The sequence below is a fragment of the Lysinibacillus sp. OL1 genome (genome assembly GCF_004332175.1).
Classification (GTDB): domain Bacteria; phylum Bacillota; class Bacilli; order Bacillales_A; family Planococcaceae; genus Lysinibacillus; species Lysinibacillus capsici.
In genome coordinates, this window is the sequence record NZ_SJDS01000002.1 from 170676 (window position 1) to 187208 (window position 16533).

Here is a 16533-nt window from a genome sequence, read left to right on the forward strand (position 1 = left end):
CAGCCTCTTAGGAGCGCTGGGCTTTAAGCTCTATTCAAAAATAGCACCTTGTCATTTAAGTGAAACTATGGGTATAATAATCATCGAAAAGTTCATAGCGAAAGAATGTAGGGGGGCTAGTAATTGCTAGCTGAGATTGTGTCCGGTAGACGCTGACCCTTTGAACCTGATTTGGCTCGTACCAGCGTAGGGAACATCTAATCAAAAAGCAAAGTTTTGAAGATTGATTGCAATACGTCTGGGAGGAATCCTAGGCGTTTTTTATGTTTTCAAGCAACAGCTTGCCAACATTGTATACGCTTTCTTCTGGTGACAACATTCATGCATGAACACTTTCATATTACAAACTGGGAGGCTTTCGCATGAAAAAATGGTTTTTTATTTTATTGGCAGCACTATTGACATTAGTAGGCTGTAGTGACAAGGATGACAAGCAGGCTGCTGACAAGCTGAAAAAGGTGTCTGTGGTACTGGATTGGACGCCGAATACAAATCATACAGGACTATATGCTGCAAAAAAACTCGGTTATTTTGAGGAACAGGGCTTAGATGTTGATATTATTATGCCTGGCGAGGCGGGCGCAGATCAGCTTGTTGCTTCTGGAAAGGCGGATTTTGGCGTGAGCTATCAGGAAGGCATAACACAGGCACGAGTACAGGGTGTGCCGCTGGTCTCCATCGCAGCAATTATACAGCATAATACATCTGGCTTTGCTTCTATTGCTTCGAAGGGCATTACATCGCCAAAGGATTTTGAAGGTAAAACCTATGGTGGTTGGGGCGCGCCATTAGAGCAAGCCGTTTTACAATCACTCATGCAAAAAGAAAAGGCAGATATTAATAAGCTAGATATCGTCAATGCAGGGGATTTAGATTTCTTCACAATGATGGAAAAAGATATAGATTTTGCTTGGATTTATTATGCATGGACTGGTATTGAGGCTGAGCTGCGTGGGGAAAAGATTAATATGCTATATCTTACAGACTATAGTGATCAATTGGATTATTATACGCCGGTTTTAGCTACAAATGAAAAAATGATACAGGACAACCCCGATGTAGTCAAAGCCTTTGTGGCAGCTGCATCGAAGGGCTATGAATACGCAATTAAAAACCCAAGTGAAGCGGCTGATATTTTAATCGAAGCGGCTCCTGATTTAGATAAAGCGTTAGTGCATAAAAGTCAGGAATGGCTGGCTGATAAATATCAGGATGATGCCAAGCAATGGGGAGAGCAAAAGCTTTCTGTGTGGGAAAATTATGCGAAATGGATGTCAAGCAATCAAGTACTAGAGGGCGAATTTGATGCGAAAAAAGCCTTTACTAATGATTTCTTACCTAAAAAGGAGGCCAAATAAGATGGCAAATTCATTAATCAGTGTACAAATCATTCCGAAGACAGAGAAATATGAAGATGTTATACCATATGTCGATGCAGCAATTGCGGTGATCGATGCTTCTGGGGTGAAATATGAGGTACATCCATTGGAAACAACGCTGGAGGGTGAGCTTTCAACATTGCTCCAAATCATTGAAAAAATGAATGAGAAAATGATTGAACTTGGTGCCATTAATGTCATTACACAAGTGAAAATTTTATATCAGCCAACAGGTATTACGATGGATACATTAACGGAGAAATATCAGTAATGAAACGTGCATTACAGAAGGGAAGGACGATAATTTTTATCGCCTTCCTCTTGTTCATATGGGAACTAATCGTGCGGTTTGCTGAAGTTCCTCATTGGTTAGTACCCACACCAAGTAGTATTTTGTCAGAAGCCATCCAGTCGTATCAAACCTTTCTACCACATGCATTCGCTACAGTACAATTAGCTCTACTAGGTTTGGCCATTGGCATCGCTTGTGGGCTAACGGTGGCAATAGTGTTGCATCGATTTACATTTATTCGAGAACTGTTTTATCCAATTCTTATTATGTCGCAGAATGTTCCTATTCTAGTCTTGGCACCGCTCCTTATTATTTGGTTTGGCTTTGGCTTATTACCGAAGCTTATCATTATCTGTCTTGTGTGCTTTTTCCCGATTGTCATTGCAGCGATGGATGGATTTAGACAAACAGCTCCAGAATTAAAGCATTATTTTGCCATGGTTGGTGCTACAAGGGCACAAACCTTTTGGAAGCTGGAATGGCCTTATGCCTATCCTGCTATTTTTTCAGGCATTAAAATTGCGGCTACATATAGTGTGATGGGGGCTGTGATTGCGGAGTGGCTTGGTGCAAAAAAGGGTATTGGTGTTTACATGACCCTAGCCCAATCCTCCTTCCGTACGGATCGCGTATTTGTGGCAATTTTTGCGATTGTTCTCTTGAGCTTACTATTGTTTAGTGGTATTCGTTTACTTGAAAAATTCATGGTGAAGGGAAGAGGCTATCATGCTCAGCATTCAAAACATCGCTAAATCCTTCGATGCGCTCAAAGTCCTTGATCAACTTTCTTTTGACGTCAAGGATGGAGAGTTTGTGGCCATCGTGGGTCCTTCAGGCAGTGGTAAAAGTACACTTTTTCAATTAATTGGTGGTGTTTCGCCAATTGATCAAGGAGCCATTTTATTGAATGGAGAGGATATCCAACAAAAAAAAGGAACGATTGGCTATATGCCACAGCAGCCATGTCTATTACCCTGGCGTACAATAGTAGAAAATGTCACGCTTGTAGAGGAATTACAACATAAATCAAATGTTGAACGTGCCAAGGAATGGTTAGAAAAGGTTGGTCTTGCCTCTTTTATCCATGCCTACCCGAACGAACTGTCTGGAGGCATGCAGCAGCGTGTGTCCTTTATTCGAGCAATGGTCAGTGATAAGCCGATTTTATGCTTAGACGAACCATTTTCTGCGTTGGATGAATTTACTCGACTGGAAATGCAAGCATGGCTTTTATCTATCTGGGAGGAGTACCGCAAATCCATTCTATTTGTTACACATAGTATTGAGGAAGCTCTCTTTTTAGCAGATCGCATACTTGTACTATCCAAACGTCCTGCTACCGTTAAAAAGGAAATCATCGTGCCGTTTGAAAGACCTCGGAAAGAGGAAATTCGACATTCTGCAGCATTCACAGCATTAAAGCAACAATTGTTTATGTATTTACAGGAGGAAAAGGGTGATATGTATGTTGATTGATGCGCATATTCATTTGGATCAGTACACCGATGAGGAAATTTCTTCCTTATTAGAAGAAGTGAAAGCTGTAATCGCGGTTAGTATGCAACTTTCCTCTTGTGAAAGAACGTTGCGTTTATCGAATAGCTATCAGCAAGTAAAGGCTGCTTTTGGCTTTCATCCTGAACAGCCTTTACTAAGTCCAAATGATGAGACAGCTTTATTTGATTGGATTCGCTCGCATCAGGATGATATGGTTGCTATTGGTGAGGTGGGTCTACCTTATTATTTAAAACAAGAGCAAGCGATTGATGAACGTCCCTATGTGGCGCTATTAGAGCGTTTTGTTGTATTGGCGAAGGAGCTGGACAAGCCAATTGTGTTACACGCAGTATATGAGGACGCCCATATTGTGTGTGATTTGCTGGAAAAGCATCAGCTTCACGAAGCCCATTTTCATTGGTTTAAAGGGGATGAAGCTATTGTGAAGCGCATGATAGAGCGAGGTTATTTTATTTCTATTACGCCAGATTGCTTGTACGAAGAGGAAATTCAACAGCTAATTCATGCTTATCCCATTGAACTAATGATGGTAGAAACGGATGGTCCTTGGCCGTTTGAGGGACCGTTTACGAAGAAGCGTACATCTCCCTGGATGATGCACTCAACGATTGAGGTGATTGCCTCCATCAAAGGGCTATCAACACAGGAAGTGGCCAAAATTATTACGCAAAACACGAAAACATTTTATCGGCTTTAATAAGAAAAAGCAGTATAGGGTACGAGTTATTCGTCCTTATACTGCTTTTTATATTTCGTATAATCATGCTCTAATTTTTCGTTTTTTGTTTTCGTTAGACGTTCATGTGTACTAAAAGAGATAGATTGTCGATTTTTTTCAACATCTTTACCAACTGTGCGTTTAATGTGCATCCGCTTCTTTTTAGCTTTAGATTGTGACATGAGCATCGCCTCCAATTCATTTTTAATTCTATAGTAGCGAATAGGGAAGAAAAAGTAAAACCTCGTAAGCAAGATACTTACGAGGCTGTCGAGTGTATTAGTGAGATACGTCCTGTACAGAAATACCTGTGTTTGCTTTAACGTCAACTTCACGATACTTCGCATCATCTGTTTCTTTAGAAAGTAATGTGCCGATGAAACCACCAAGGAAACCAAGTGGTACAGAGATTAAGGCTGGGTTCGTTAACATAATTAAAGGATCACCAACGAAAATTGCCTTACCTTCAACTGGATTCCAAACGTTTGGAGACATAGCAACTAATACTAACGCAGAGATTAAACCTGTTAACATCGCAGTAACAGCACCCGCTGTATTAAAGCGTTTCCAATAAATTGTGTAGATGATAACTGGAAGGTTAGCAGATCCTGCGATACAGAATGCTAAAGATACTAAAAATGCAACGTTTAGTGTTTGTGCACCAAGTGCTAATAGGATAGAAATAACAGCGATTGTAATCGAACCGATACGAGCTGCAAGAACTTGCTCTTTTTCTGTAATTTTACCCTTTTTGATAATTTGTCCATAAATATCATGAGATAGGGCAGATGCACCAGAAAGTACAAGACCTGCTACTACCGCTAAAATTGTTGCGAATGCTACTGCACAAACGAATGAGAATAGAATGTCGCCACCAAGTGCTTCTGCAAGAAGTGGGGCAGCCATGTTACCAGCAGCGTTTGCTGCGATAATATCTTCTTTCCCAACGAATGCTGCTGCACCGAAGCCTAAGAAAATTGTTAGAACGTAGAAGATACCTACGATCCAAGTAGCCCAAATAACAGATGAACGAGCTGTTTTTGCGTCTTTTACTGTGAAGAAACGCATTAAGATATGTGGAAGACCCGCAGTACCTAATACTAACGCAATTAACATAGAGATTGTATCAAGTCCATTTGTATATTTAAGACCTGGGTTTAAATAAGCAGCTCCACTGTCAGTAACCGTTGTCATTTCTTTAAACATTGTAGAGATACTGAAGCCGAACTCTTTTAATACTAAGAACGAAATAATAACTGTACCCAACATTAAAAGACAAGCTTTAATAATTTGTACCCAAGATGTTGCTGTCATACCACCGAATAGTACGTAAGTTGTCATCATGAATCCTACGATTAATACGGCGATCCAATAGTCGATTCCTAAAAGTAATTGAATAAGTGCTCCTGCACCAACTAGTTGTGCAATCATGTAGAATAAAACAATTGTAATAGTGCTTAAAGCAGCTGTTCCACGAACTTTGGCGTTATCAAAACGCGCTGTAATCATGTCAGCTAATGTAAATTTCCCGAGGTTACGTAATGGCTCAGCAACGATATATAATACCACTAAGTAAGCTACTAAATAACCAATAGAGAAGAAGAATCCATCGAATCCAAATAATGCTACAGCACCAGCGATACCCAAGAAGGATGCTGCTGATAAATAGTCACCAGCGATAGCTAGTCCATTTTGCCAGCCTGTTAAGCCACCACCAGCAGTATAGAAATCACTTGCTGAAGATGTACGTTTTGATGCCCACCATGTAATAACTAATGTTAAACCAACAATGGCTACGAAGAAGAATATGGCTGTAAAACTCATTCCGTTACTCATCGGCGGCCACCTCCGTTCTCGTATTCAGCGATTATGGCTTTTGCTTCTCTATCGAAGCTATTTGCCTTTGCTACATATAAATGACATAACCCCCATGTCATGATGAAAAGTCCTGCTGCATAGATCCACACCCAAGTAATTTCCCCAAATGCCTTTTGGTGTAGAATTGTCGTGTACGATGTCAGAATTGGTAACAACATGTATGCCGATAAAAATATGGCAGTCATAGACCAAAGAAAAGAGTTCTTTCTTCGTACAAGTGACTTAAATGATTCTTGATTTGCAATTGAATCATAGTCAATCACGATACCTTTTTTTGCTTGATTGTTCGCCATTAACATTCCCCATTTTGTGTATATTTTTTCTACCTCAAGACTTGATTTTGCTAGTTTAGTGAATTCACATTTTCATTTTATGAAACAGTTCACAAAATTGCAATACATTTCAGAAAAATTATGTAAAAAAAATTTTTTAGAAAATACTCCTAAGAGAGAAAAAATGGCGCAAAGCCAAGAATATAAAGGGTTTTAGAAAATTCAGATAAATAAATGAAGTGAAGAGAAATCTAGATTCTTGACAAAAAACGAAGGGTAAATTTACAAAAAAATCTTGTTTTTTCAATTAAAATTAAACACTATTTACCTAGTGAAAATTGGATTTTTTCTGTTTTTTGGAAGTAAAATAATATTGTTCGATAAATAAATTGGTAGATATTGAATAACAAAAAAGGCGAAAAACTCGACCAAAAATCGAATTTTTTGCCTATTTTTTTGCATTTTTTGAATTGAGGTTCATTATGCAGGAGGTGTATAAATATTAATGTGAAATATCAGAGACAGACACGCCTGTATTTGCTTTCACACGAATTTCTTTATAAATACGTTCTGCTTCTTCCTGTGGCACTTTGTTAGATGAAAGGACAGTACCTAAGTACCCAGCAATAAAGCCTAATGGAATCGTAATAATCGCTGGAACAGCAAGTGGCACAAGTGGTTGTCCAACAAAGATAGCCGCACCTTCAACTGGGCTCCACACATTGGGTCCCATTGCTCCTAAAATTAAACATGATACTAACCCCGTTACCATTGCAGTTACAGCACCTGTAGAATTAAATTTCTTCCAATAGATTGTATAAAGGATTACAGGTAGGTTTGCTGATGCGCCGATACAAAAGGCGAATGACACTAGGAATGAAACGTTTAAGTTTTGTGCAAACAGAGCAAGAATAATAGACACGATCGCAATCGAGATAGAGCCTGTACGCGCTGCGACTACCTGTTGCTTCTCTGTTAATTTACCGCCCTTAATGATTTCTCCATAAATATCATGAGAAATGGCTGAAGCCCCTGATAGTACTAAACCAGAAACAACGGCTAAAATAGTCGCAAATGCCACTGCGCCGATAAATGCCATCAATACATCTCCACCTAAGTAATGCGCAAGAAGTGGAGCAGCTGTATTACCAGCCTTACTTTCAGCAAGAATTTGATCTAAACCTACAAAGTTTAATGCACCGAACCCTAAGAAAATTGTTAATGAAAAGAAAATAGCTGTAATCCAAGTTGTCCAAGAAATAGAGGCACGTGCTGTCTTTGCATCCTTTACTGTAAAGAAACGCATTAAAATATGTGGTAAACCAGATGTTCCTAAAACTAAAGCCATCATCATCGAAACGGAGTCGATTGTGCTTGTATACTTAATTCCAGGTACAAGGAACTTTTCGCCATGATCTACTGCAATTGTGTCGAACATCTTCATAAGAGAGAAGTCAAATTTCATTAACACTAAGACCGCTAATAAACCTGTTCCGAATAATAAAAGACTTGCTTTAATGATTTGCACCCAAGAAGTCGCTGTCATACCACCAAACAATACATAAGTTGTCATCATAACACCGACAATTAAAACGGCAATCCAATACTCAATACCGAATAATAGCTTAATCAATGCACCAGCACCAACTAGCTGTGCAATCATATAAAGAATTACGATAATAATGGTCCCTGACGCTGCCACACCACGAATTCGCTTTTCATTAAAACGAGCCGTTAACATATCTGCTAACGTGTAGCGGCCTAAGTTTCGCATTGGCTCAGCAATAACATAAAGCAGCACTAAATTCGCTACTACATAGCCTACAGAGAAGAAGAAACCATCAAAGCCAGTTAAGGCAATTGCACCAGACACCCCAAGAAAGGCTGCCGCAGATAAATAGTCACCAGCAATCGCAAAGCCGTTTTGCCACCCCTTTAAACCACCACCAGCAGTGTAAAAATCAGCCGCAGAAGATGTACGCTTTGCTGCAATATAGGTAACAACAAGTGTTAAGCCAACAATAGCTAAAAAGAAACCTATAGATACGATATTCATTTATTTTCCACCTTTCGCCTGGTACTCTGCAAGAACAGCAGCTGCAGCTTTATCGAATGAAGCAGCTTTTTTTACATATACTGTACAAAGCACAATGGTCATGATAAATAATCCTGCAGAATAAACCCATACACCCGTAATATTTCCGAAGAATTTTTGTTGTAGTACAGGCTGGAAAGCAAGAATCGGAAGCAGGATATAAAGAATTAAAAACACTGCTGTAATCGAGAAAAGAAAGGTATTTTTCTTTTTTACAAAGCTATTAAATGATTCCATTGCTTCAATTGCATGATAATCAATTGATTGGGCCTGTTTTTTGCTTGAAACATTCGCCATTATTATTCCCCCTAAAGTTATATATTTCTGTTTTAAACGACATATTTCTTTTTCGTTCGTCGTTATATTCACTTATTTTATGGGGGAGAATCCTATAATGCAATACTAAATTTTGAGTTTTTATAATTTTTAGTTACTTTTGTTTTGAGGAAATAACATAGAAATAATAAGGATTTATTAGAAAAATTACGTTTAAAAGAGCATGCGGTTTTCTGATGAAATAATATTGTTAAAATAGTTTGTTGTTGATAAAAATGAATGTAGGAGAAAATACAAACATAAAAGAGAATTTTCTGTATTTTATTATTCTGCTATTAAATTCCAGGGGAGCTGGTTTAGTAGAAATAATTTGTTATATAACAATTATCTGAGATTTTGGGAAATAACGAAAATGATAAAAAAAAGCTATGAAAAAATTTTTAAAAAGGATGTGTCATTTGGAAGAATTAGTGAGGTGGAATTCCAGAATCAGTTAATGTTCACATGTTATACAAATAGCCATCTGGGTGTAAGTCCATTATCTTGTGTTTAGCTTCTATAATGAATAAAATAAGGTGATGAAATGAAGGGAAGTGGGCACCACTAATGACAAAGAAAAGTATATTGCTAGTTTTAGTTCTAGCATTTAGTAGCATTCTAGCTGCTTGCGGTAGTTACAAGTTTGAACCAACATTAAATCTCGAGGTTCAAGATTTCACAGTAACGAATCAAAAAAATGAACAAGTGACCCTAGATGATCTTAAAGGTAAGCCTTGGCTAGCCATGTTTATTTTTACAAACTGTACGACAATCTGTCCACCCATGACATTTAATATGACAGAAGTTCAACAAGCACTACAGGATGAAGGCCTTGAAGATTATCAAATTGTGGCATTTAGCGTGGATCCAGAAGTGGATAAGCCTGATGTTTTAACAAATTACTTAAATACGTATAATGTTGTAGATGAAAGCAAATGGCAGCTACTAACTGGCTATCAACAAAAATTCATTGAACAATTTGCACGTAAATCATTTAATTCATTAGTTAAAAACGATCCTAACTCAGACCAAGTCATACATATGTCGAGCTATTATTTAGTAAACGCAGACGGCACAGTTGTAAAAGACTATGATGGCGCGACAAACGTACCAGTTGAAACAATCGTTGGAGATATGAAGGCTCTTATTAAGGAGAGCAAATAACACAGAAGTCCATGTGACTTCTGTGTTTTTTTATGGAAGGAGGGGAAAGTAAGGTGTACGCCTTTAAAAATCATTCGTCTCGATTTACTTTCCCAATATTGCAGCGAATACGGCAATATTATATCGTTATATGCAGCAATGGTTCATTAACTTAAACTATTCAACAGATTAGTAAGAGGAGGGATTTTAATGAATAAACAGGACCAGCTTAACTTGATTAAGGACGACTTTATAAATTCTCAAAAGGTACTATTAGCAATTGGTGATGAAACCAGACAAGCTATTTTAATGGTATTAATGAGCACAGATTGTCAAACGGGATTGCGTGTAGGTGAAATTACAGAACAAACACATCTATCTCGACCAGCTGTGTCACATCATCTTAAGATTTTACGAGATGCTGGTGTTATTTTAATGCGCAAAGAAGGTACAAAAAACTTTTACTATATAGATATACGGACAAAACTAGGTTCGTTAAAAAATCTGGTGTTGGATATTGAGACGTTGTTAACGGAATTTTATTGACAATTAGTAGGTTATCTGGAGGAATGAACGATGAAAGCAATGGTGATAGATCAATATGGCAAAGCCCCAATGCACATGGCAGAAGTGCCTACACCTGAAATAAATGAATATGAGGTACTTGCTGAAATCCATGCAGCAAGTATTAATCCGATTGATTTTAAAATCCGTGATGGGAAAGTAAAGCTGTTAATCCACTATAAAATGCCACTGATCCTTGGAAATGATTTTTCAGGAGTCATCGTAAAGGTTGGCGAAAAAGTGACTCGCTTTAAAGTAGGAGATGAAATTTATGCACGTCCAAGGAAGAGTAAAATTGGTACTTTTGCGGAATATATCTCGATTCATGAAGATGACATAGCCCTAAAGCCTAAAAATTTGAGCTTTGAGGAAGCTGCATCAATCCCACTGGTTGGCTTAACGTCATACCAAGCTTTACATGACATCATGCAATTACAAAAAGGTCAAAAGATTTTAATTCATGCTGGCTCTGGTGGTGTAGGTACCTTTGCTATACAACTAGCAAAAGTAATGGGCGCCTCAGTGGCAACAACGGCTAGCGAAGCTGGTGCAAACTTAGTTACATCTTTGGGTGCAGATAAAGTGATTAATTATAAAAAAGAAAACTTTGAAGCTATACTGAAAAATTATGATGCAGTCTTTGATACGCTTGGAGGAAAGACCTTAGAAAAATCTTTCGAGATTATCAAGGATGGTGGGAAAATTGTATCCGTATCAGGCAGGCCGAATGCTCGTTTCGCCAAAGAATATGGTTCAGGATTTTTAAAAACATTGTTATTTTCAGCAGCAAGTCATAAATTGACCTCACTTGAAAAGAAATATCATGCTCAATATTCCTTTTTATTTATGAAGCCAAGTGGCGAGCAATTAAGAATTATTGCGGATTTGATTGAGTCTGGCAAAATCAAACCAGTCATTGATAGAACTTTTTCATTTGAAGATGCTCAAAAGGCGATGGAATATGCGGAGTCAGGTAGAGCAAAAGGGAAGATCATCGTAAAAATTAAATAGCCTGTATGTTGTATTTTAACAAGAAAAGTACCTAATAACAGCAAACCTCAAATATAATAAGAGGCATCTGCTTTAGGATAGCTGTAGTCCAATATTGTGATGAGCGATGGTTCACCACTTGTGTTCTTTGAAGGCAAATAGAGCAAAGTTAGTCAGCCAATAAGCTTATAATTACCTATCTCCTAAACAATAGAACCATCGTTTGAGCATTATTTGTTCAAACGATGGTTTTGTCTTTGGTTCAAGCTGGGAAATGGAGTGCTTAATTGCTATAGTTATGGACGTTTTTATTCAATCCAAAGGTTGATAAAATCACATCATACTACAAGTAGGAGTGATAACAATGGATAAGGTACGTTATAAAGTAAGAGAAGTGTTGGACAAAAACAAAATTGATGCATTTTTGCAGCAAGCTCGCATTGGGCATTTGGGTATGGTTGATGGTCATTTGCCGTATGTTGTCCCCCTTAATTTTGTGTGGATAAATGGAGTGCTCTATTTCCATGGAGCCACTGGTGGGAGACGAAATCAAGTGATGGAAGAGAATCCACAGATTTGCTTTACGGTTTGTGATGAATATGGAACCATTACCAATCCCGTACCTGCAAAGACAGACACAGCTTATATGAGTGTCATGGTTTTTGGCAAGGCTCAGCCTATTTCCGATTTAAATGAAGCGACACACATGTTGCAAGAAATGATAAATAAATATGTACCTGGTTACTATAATCGCCCCTTATCCCAGCAACACGTGGACAAATATCGATCAGCCGTTTTCGGAGGGCCTGTTCAGGTTTACCGTATTGATCCTCAACAAATTACCGCGAAAGAAAATCCAATTGCCTTAGGGGAGATGTTCAATATTGAGAAAATCCCACATACATAGTATTGGTTTTAGAAATTGGTAAATCAAATCACTGTAAACTAGAATAAAGATGGATTAAAAAATATCCCATCCCTTAATCCTTATCTAATAGCAACATCAAAAACTCCATTTTGAAAAAAGATTGCTCAAAATGGAGTTACTCTCTATAGATAAGTATGAGATTTTTATAAAAAAGTTTGAACATTTTTTAGCTATGTTGTTCCAAAATTGCGCCCGATTGTTGAATATCAAGATAGTGATTTCTCCATTTTACAAGATACTTTTATGTTCTCGGAAGAGGAGAAAAACCCCTTTTCATTTGTTTAAATGTCTCATTCATCCATCCAACTACGTAAAAGTTTTTCGAAAAAGAGTCTCGGTGCAGATTGCTGGTCATTTTGTAGATAGCTTTTTGTCACAGCCATAATATTTAGCTTCGGAACAATAAATATATATTGCCCGTATAAGCCATTTGCATAGTAATATTCAATTTTGTTGTTACTATTAGCAATTTCACAAGTCCATAGCTGATAACCATAACCAAATGTTCTGTCCTCTTCTGGTTCAAATTGTTTATATGGTTTTCTTGCCTCGTGGATCCAGTTAGATGAAACGACTTGTTTTGATTTAAATTGCCCTTCGTTTAATAATAAAAACCCAAACTTCACCATGTCCTCTAAATTTAATGAAAGACTAAAGCCACCCTCGTAAACACCTTGAGGGTCCTTTACCCAGATGTATTTTTTTATCCCTAATGGATGGAATAAAAATTCTTCTGCAAATGAGGCGGTAGAACGTCCAGAAATTTTTTGAATAATCGCGCTTAGTAAATGAGAGTTTCCGCTATTATATTCTAAGGTTGAACCTGGTTTATGTATAACTGGTTGTTCTAGTATGAATTTAACCCAGTTTTTTGAACTTTGGTATCTACCTACCTGTAACCCCGAAGTCATCGTTAGCAAATGAAATAGTGTAATTTCCTCCTTCATTGGGTCATTGAGCTCTAATATTTCTGGAAAGTAGCGATGAAGAGGTTCATGAATATTTTTTATTAGCCCTTTATCAACCATAATTCCAATTAATATAGAAATAATACTCTTTGTAATCGAATAAACCTTTGTCTGATTTTCTACGACTTTTTTATTCTTTAAATATTCAAAGATCCGTGTATTTCCTTTATAAATGACAAAACCTTCAATTTTAATCTTCTTAACTTTCTTCTCTAACTCATTAAAAGATATTTCACTCATACATATAACCCCTCCTCCACTAAATTGTGTCATTAGTTTATGTATATCAGTTTACAATTTAACCTAAATTTTAACATAAATTCATTAATCTTATCAAAGGCGTTATTCAATTAAGTGGCCCGTTTGTTGAACAAAAAAATCCTACATAGCAACACAGGATTTTTAATCAAACTTTAAAATGAATGATCAATCTTTGTTTTAAACGTTCAATTCTTTTTTAAAACTACAATATAAGGATAGTGTTTTTTTATTGTACCTAATTTTATGGACTGCTAAAATTCGCAATTTTGGATGTTTTTTATCAATCCGTATTACGTTATGCTAAGACCGTTCATTTATTAGCAAGGAGGGGAAGTGCTACTGTTTAGTTCAGGTAGATTGATATTTTATCAACTAGCGGCAAGTAAGGCGTTACTTGGAATCAAGCAAATTGAAATTTTATGGAATGACATGTTACATAAAGAGGGCTAATGACAATAGGAAAACGACATTCCACAAGGGAACAGTCCTTAAAGGACGAGAATACGTGATGAATTTCTAGTATGAAGAAGAGATTAAAATAATTTGTAGAAAGGTAGGAAAGTGTATGAACTCAACATCCGTTTCACTGAATGTACGTGATTTCCTGTCGCCCACCATCGCTGCTTTTATATCTGTCTTAGTTAACTATGGGGGCACTTTTATCTTGGTGTTTCAGGCTGCCAAGGTTGCTGGTCTAAGTCCAGAAATGACTGCATCATGGATATGGTCGATTTCCATTGGTGTGGGGGTAACGGGCATCTGGCTAAGTTACCGATATCGTGAACCCATTATTACAGCTTGGTCAACACCAGGCGTGGCGTTTCTTGTTTCAGCTTTAGCTGTTACCCCATATGCTGAAGCCATTGGAGCTTATATTATTTCTGCAATAGCATTTGTTTTGTTAGGTTTATCAGGTATGTTCGAACGTTTTGTCCAACTTATTCCTCCAGGTATTGCTTCAGGTCTACTGGCAGGTATTTTATTACAATTTGGTATTTCAGCCTTTGGTGGTGCGAAAGTGGAACCTTTACTTGTCATCGTCCTGTTTACTACGTATATCGTATTAAGAAGGTTTACATCTCGCTATGCAATTGTCGGTATTCTAGTCATTGGCTTGATTTATTTAATAAGTATGGGGCAGGTAGATTTCAGCCATATCGAGTTAGCCTTCGCGTCTCCTGTATTTGTTACGCCAACATTTTCTCTACATGCATTATTGGGTGTCGCTTTGCCGCTTTTTATTATTACCCTAACAGGACAGTACATGCCAGGCATGTTAGTGTTGCGAAATGATGGATTTAAAACGAGTGCCAATCCGATTTTGCTTGTAACAGGATTGGGATCACTCCTGACAGCACCCTTTGGATCACATGCTTTTAACATAGCAGCCATTACAGCAGCCATCTGTACGGGGAAGGACGCTCATGAGGATTCAAGAAAACGTTATATTGCAGGTATTGTCTGTGGCATTTTTTATATAATTGTCGGAATTTTTGGGGTAACATTGGCTGCATTGTTTTTAATTCTCCCAGCTACGTTCATTGCAACATTAGCGGGATTAGCGTTGCTAGGCACAATTGGTAGTAGCCTTGCCAATGCTTTAACAAATCCTATTGGACGCGAAACAGCACTCATTACTTTTTTGGCAACAGCCGCAAATGTTACTTTACTTGGAGTTGGCGGGGCATTTTGGGGGCTTGTAGCTGGTTTGGGCGCACATGTATTAATAAATGTTCCATTGCTCAGAAAACAGCAAAGCATAAATGAGGGACAACAAATTAGACAAAGATAATATCACTACGAAAGGTGGTTTTTAACATCGATACGACGAAATCAATAGAAGCCTTCGAAATAGCAAAAAAGCTTATGCCTGGTGGGGTAAATAGCCCAGTGAGAGCATTTCAATCAGTTGGGATGGAGCCGATTTTTATGAGTCACGGGAAAGGCTCGCAAATATATGATATTGATGGCAATCGCTATATAGATTATGTTCTATCTTGGGGCCCATTAATTCATGGACATGCAGATAAGGAGGTTTCAGATGCACTCCTTGAAGCCATCAAGAGGGGGACAAGTTTTGGATTGCCAACTTTACAAGAAAATAAGCTAGCAACATTAATAGCTACTCGCATACCTTCCATAGAGAAGATTCGAATGGTTAATTCGGGTACAGAAGCGACAATGAGCGCCATTAGACTAGCTAGAGGCTTTACTGGCAAAGATATGATTGTGAAATTTGATGGAAACTATCATGGGCACAGTGATCATCTATTAGTAAAGGCAGGCTCAGGTATTGCCACATTCAGCCTTCCTGATAGTCTGGGTGTGCCTTTAGAGATCACTAAGCATACAATCTCCATTCCTTATAATAATATCGAAGTCCTGAAAACGATCTTTGATAAATATGGCTCACAAATTGCAGCAGTCATCGTAGAACCGTTTGCAGGCAATATGGCGGGAATACCAGCTAACCCTGAATTTCTTCAAGCAATACGGTCCTTCACTACAAAGTATGGTGGATTATTTATACTCGATGAGGTCATGACTGGTTTTCGTATAGATTACCACTCTGCTCAAGGGCTTTATAACATAAAACCAGACTTAACATGTTTAGGAAAGATCATTGGTGGAGGGATGCCTGTTGGGGCATATGGTGGAAAAAAAGAAATCATGAATCACATTGCACCTGAAGGTAGTATTTATCAGGCTGGAACCTTATCGGGTAATCCAATGGCTATGGTAGCAGGGTATACCACAATCAATAAATTAAATCATAACAGTTATACGTATATCGAAGCGTTAGCAGAGCGGCTTATTCAAGGCTTATCAAAAGTAGCGCATAACAATCATATTCCACTTAAAACAACGAAAGCTGGGACAATGATTGGCTACGCATTCATCGATCATCCCTTACAAAATTTTGATGATGCTCAAAAAATAGATGCTGAGATGTTTCGCCGTTTTTATAAAGAAATGCTTAAACAGGGTATACTTCTACCTCCTTCTCAATATGAAAGTATATTTATCTCGACTGCTCATTCCACACATGATATTGATAGAACGATTCATGCTGCGGATGTAGCCTTTAAAAGGATGTCGTGTAATTAGATGATGCAAAGTGGACTACAAACATCCTATATCTATAAAATGATCGATTTGATAGTATAATAATTATGGACTGGACAAAACGATTAATTTTCGCATATTTTAAC

17 protein-coding genes and 1 riboswitch are annotated in these 16533 nt (G+C 37.8%); of the genes, 11 read left to right on the forward strand and 6 right to left on the reverse strand.

Translation table 11 applies throughout. The features are described from left to right. Nucleotides 1–99 precede the first annotated feature (99 nt). Nucleotides 100–210, forward strand: a riboswitch (TPP riboswitch). Nucleotides 211–362: 152 nt separating this feature from the next. The 5 genes from EW028_RS05220 to EW028_RS05240 are packed head-to-tail and all read left to right on the forward strand — an operon-like array spanning nt 363 to nt 3886. After that, nucleotides 363–1358: an ABC transporter substrate-binding protein gene (locus EW028_RS05220; RefSeq protein WP_131520153.1), complete on the forward strand. Its 996-nt coding sequence runs from the start codon at nt 363–365 to the stop codon at nt 1356–1358. A 1-nt stretch (nt 1359) separates the two neighbouring features. Beyond that, a complete protein-coding gene (locus tag EW028_RS05225; protein WP_131520154.1) occupies nt 1360–1650 on the forward strand; it encodes a thiamine-binding protein in 291 nt (96 codons plus the stop codon). Beyond that, nucleotides 1650–2423, forward strand: coding sequence for an ABC transporter permease (locus EW028_RS05230; RefSeq protein WP_131520155.1), 774 nt, complete (start codon nt 1650–1652; stop codon nt 2421–2423). Before EW028_RS05225 ends, EW028_RS05230 begins: the two co-directional genes overlap by 1 nt. Beyond that, nucleotides 2398–3147 carry an ABC transporter ATP-binding protein gene (locus tag EW028_RS05235; RefSeq protein WP_131520156.1) on the forward strand — a complete coding sequence of 250 codons (750 nt, stop codon included), beginning with the start codon at nt 2398–2400 and terminating at the stop codon, nt 3145–3147. Before EW028_RS05230 ends, EW028_RS05235 begins: the two co-directional genes overlap by 26 nt. Further along, entirely contained in the window at nt 3137–3886 is a 750-nt protein-coding gene (locus EW028_RS05240) for a TatD family hydrolase (protein ID WP_131520397.1), read from the forward strand. The genes EW028_RS05235 and EW028_RS05240 overlap by 11 nt, the downstream gene beginning before the upstream one ends. Nucleotides 3887–3912: 26 nt before the next feature. Here EW028_RS05240 and EW028_RS25170 read toward each other — a convergent pair whose 3' ends face one another. The 5 genes from EW028_RS25170 to EW028_RS05260 form a co-directional block, all read right to left on the reverse strand. Continuing rightward, on the reverse strand, nt 3913–4089 hold the full coding sequence (locus EW028_RS25170) for a hypothetical protein (protein WP_004227938.1): 177 nt from the start codon (nt 4087–4089) through the stop codon (nt 3913–3915). A gap of 97 nt (nt 4090–4186) precedes the next feature. After that, entirely contained in the window at nt 4187–5731 is a 1545-nt protein-coding gene (locus EW028_RS05245; protein ID WP_036079363.1) for a solute symporter family protein, read from the reverse strand. Nucleotides 5732–5739: 8 nt separating this feature from the next. Next, nucleotides 5740–6078 carry a DUF485 domain-containing protein gene (locus EW028_RS05250; RefSeq protein WP_048393058.1) on the reverse strand — a complete coding sequence of 113 codons (339 nt, stop codon included), beginning with the start codon at nt 6076–6078 and terminating at the stop codon, nt 5740–5742. Nucleotides 6079–6559: 481 nt separating this feature from the next. After that, nucleotides 6560–8113: a solute symporter family protein gene (locus EW028_RS05255; RefSeq protein ID WP_131520157.1), complete on the reverse strand. Its 1554-nt coding sequence runs from the start codon at nt 8111–8113 to the stop codon at nt 6560–6562. Next, nucleotides 8114–8449 (reverse strand): DUF485 domain-containing protein, encoded by a 336-nt coding sequence (locus EW028_RS05260; RefSeq protein WP_004227946.1) that lies wholly within the window; start codon nt 8447–8449, stop codon nt 8114–8116. It lies immediately after the preceding gene. A 585-nt stretch (nt 8450–9034) separates the two neighbouring features. Here EW028_RS05260 and EW028_RS05265 point away from each other — a divergent pair. The 4 genes from EW028_RS05265 (at nt 9035) to EW028_RS05280 (ending at nt 12071) form a co-directional block, all read left to right on the forward strand. Beyond that, nucleotides 9035–9631: an SCO family protein gene (locus EW028_RS05265; RefSeq protein ID WP_004227948.1), complete on the forward strand. Its 597-nt coding sequence runs from the start codon at nt 9035–9037 to the stop codon at nt 9629–9631. Between the two features lie 189 nt (nt 9632–9820). Then, nucleotides 9821–10156: an ArsR/SmtB family transcription factor gene (locus EW028_RS05270; RefSeq protein ID WP_054550229.1), complete on the forward strand. Its 336-nt coding sequence runs from the start codon at nt 9821–9823 to the stop codon at nt 10154–10156. A 30-nt stretch (nt 10157–10186) separates the two neighbouring features. Next, entirely contained in the window at nt 10187–11185 is a 999-nt protein-coding gene (locus EW028_RS05275) for an NADP-dependent oxidoreductase (RefSeq protein ID WP_131520158.1), read from the forward strand. Nucleotides 11186–11528: 343 nt separating this feature from the next. Next, nucleotides 11529–12071 carry a pyridoxamine 5'-phosphate oxidase family protein gene (locus EW028_RS05280; RefSeq protein ID WP_131520159.1) on the forward strand — a complete coding sequence of 181 codons (543 nt, stop codon included), beginning with the start codon at nt 11529–11531 and terminating at the stop codon, nt 12069–12071. Nucleotides 12072–12382: 311 nt separating this feature from the next. On the opposite strand, the gene EW028_RS05285 is transcribed toward EW028_RS05280, so the two are convergent. Beyond that, complete coding sequence (locus tag EW028_RS05285) at nt 12383–13300, reverse strand: serine hydrolase domain-containing protein (protein WP_193767324.1); 918 nt, start codon at nt 13298–13300, stop codon at nt 12383–12385. A 586-nt stretch (nt 13301–13886) separates the two neighbouring features. Between EW028_RS05285 and EW028_RS05290 the strand changes: the two genes are divergently transcribed. Together EW028_RS05290 and hemL are read left to right on the forward strand one after the other, a co-directional pair. Next, nucleotides 13887–15113: a benzoate/H(+) symporter BenE family transporter gene (locus EW028_RS05290; protein ID WP_131520161.1), complete on the forward strand. Its 1227-nt coding sequence runs from the start codon at nt 13887–13889 to the stop codon at nt 15111–15113. A gap of 14 nt (nt 15114–15127) precedes the next feature. Then, nucleotides 15128–16429: a glutamate-1-semialdehyde 2,1-aminomutase gene (hemL, locus tag EW028_RS05295; protein WP_131520162.1), complete on the forward strand. Its 1302-nt coding sequence runs from the start codon at nt 15128–15130 to the stop codon at nt 16427–16429. The last annotated feature ends 104 nt before the right edge of the window (nt 16430–16533 follow it).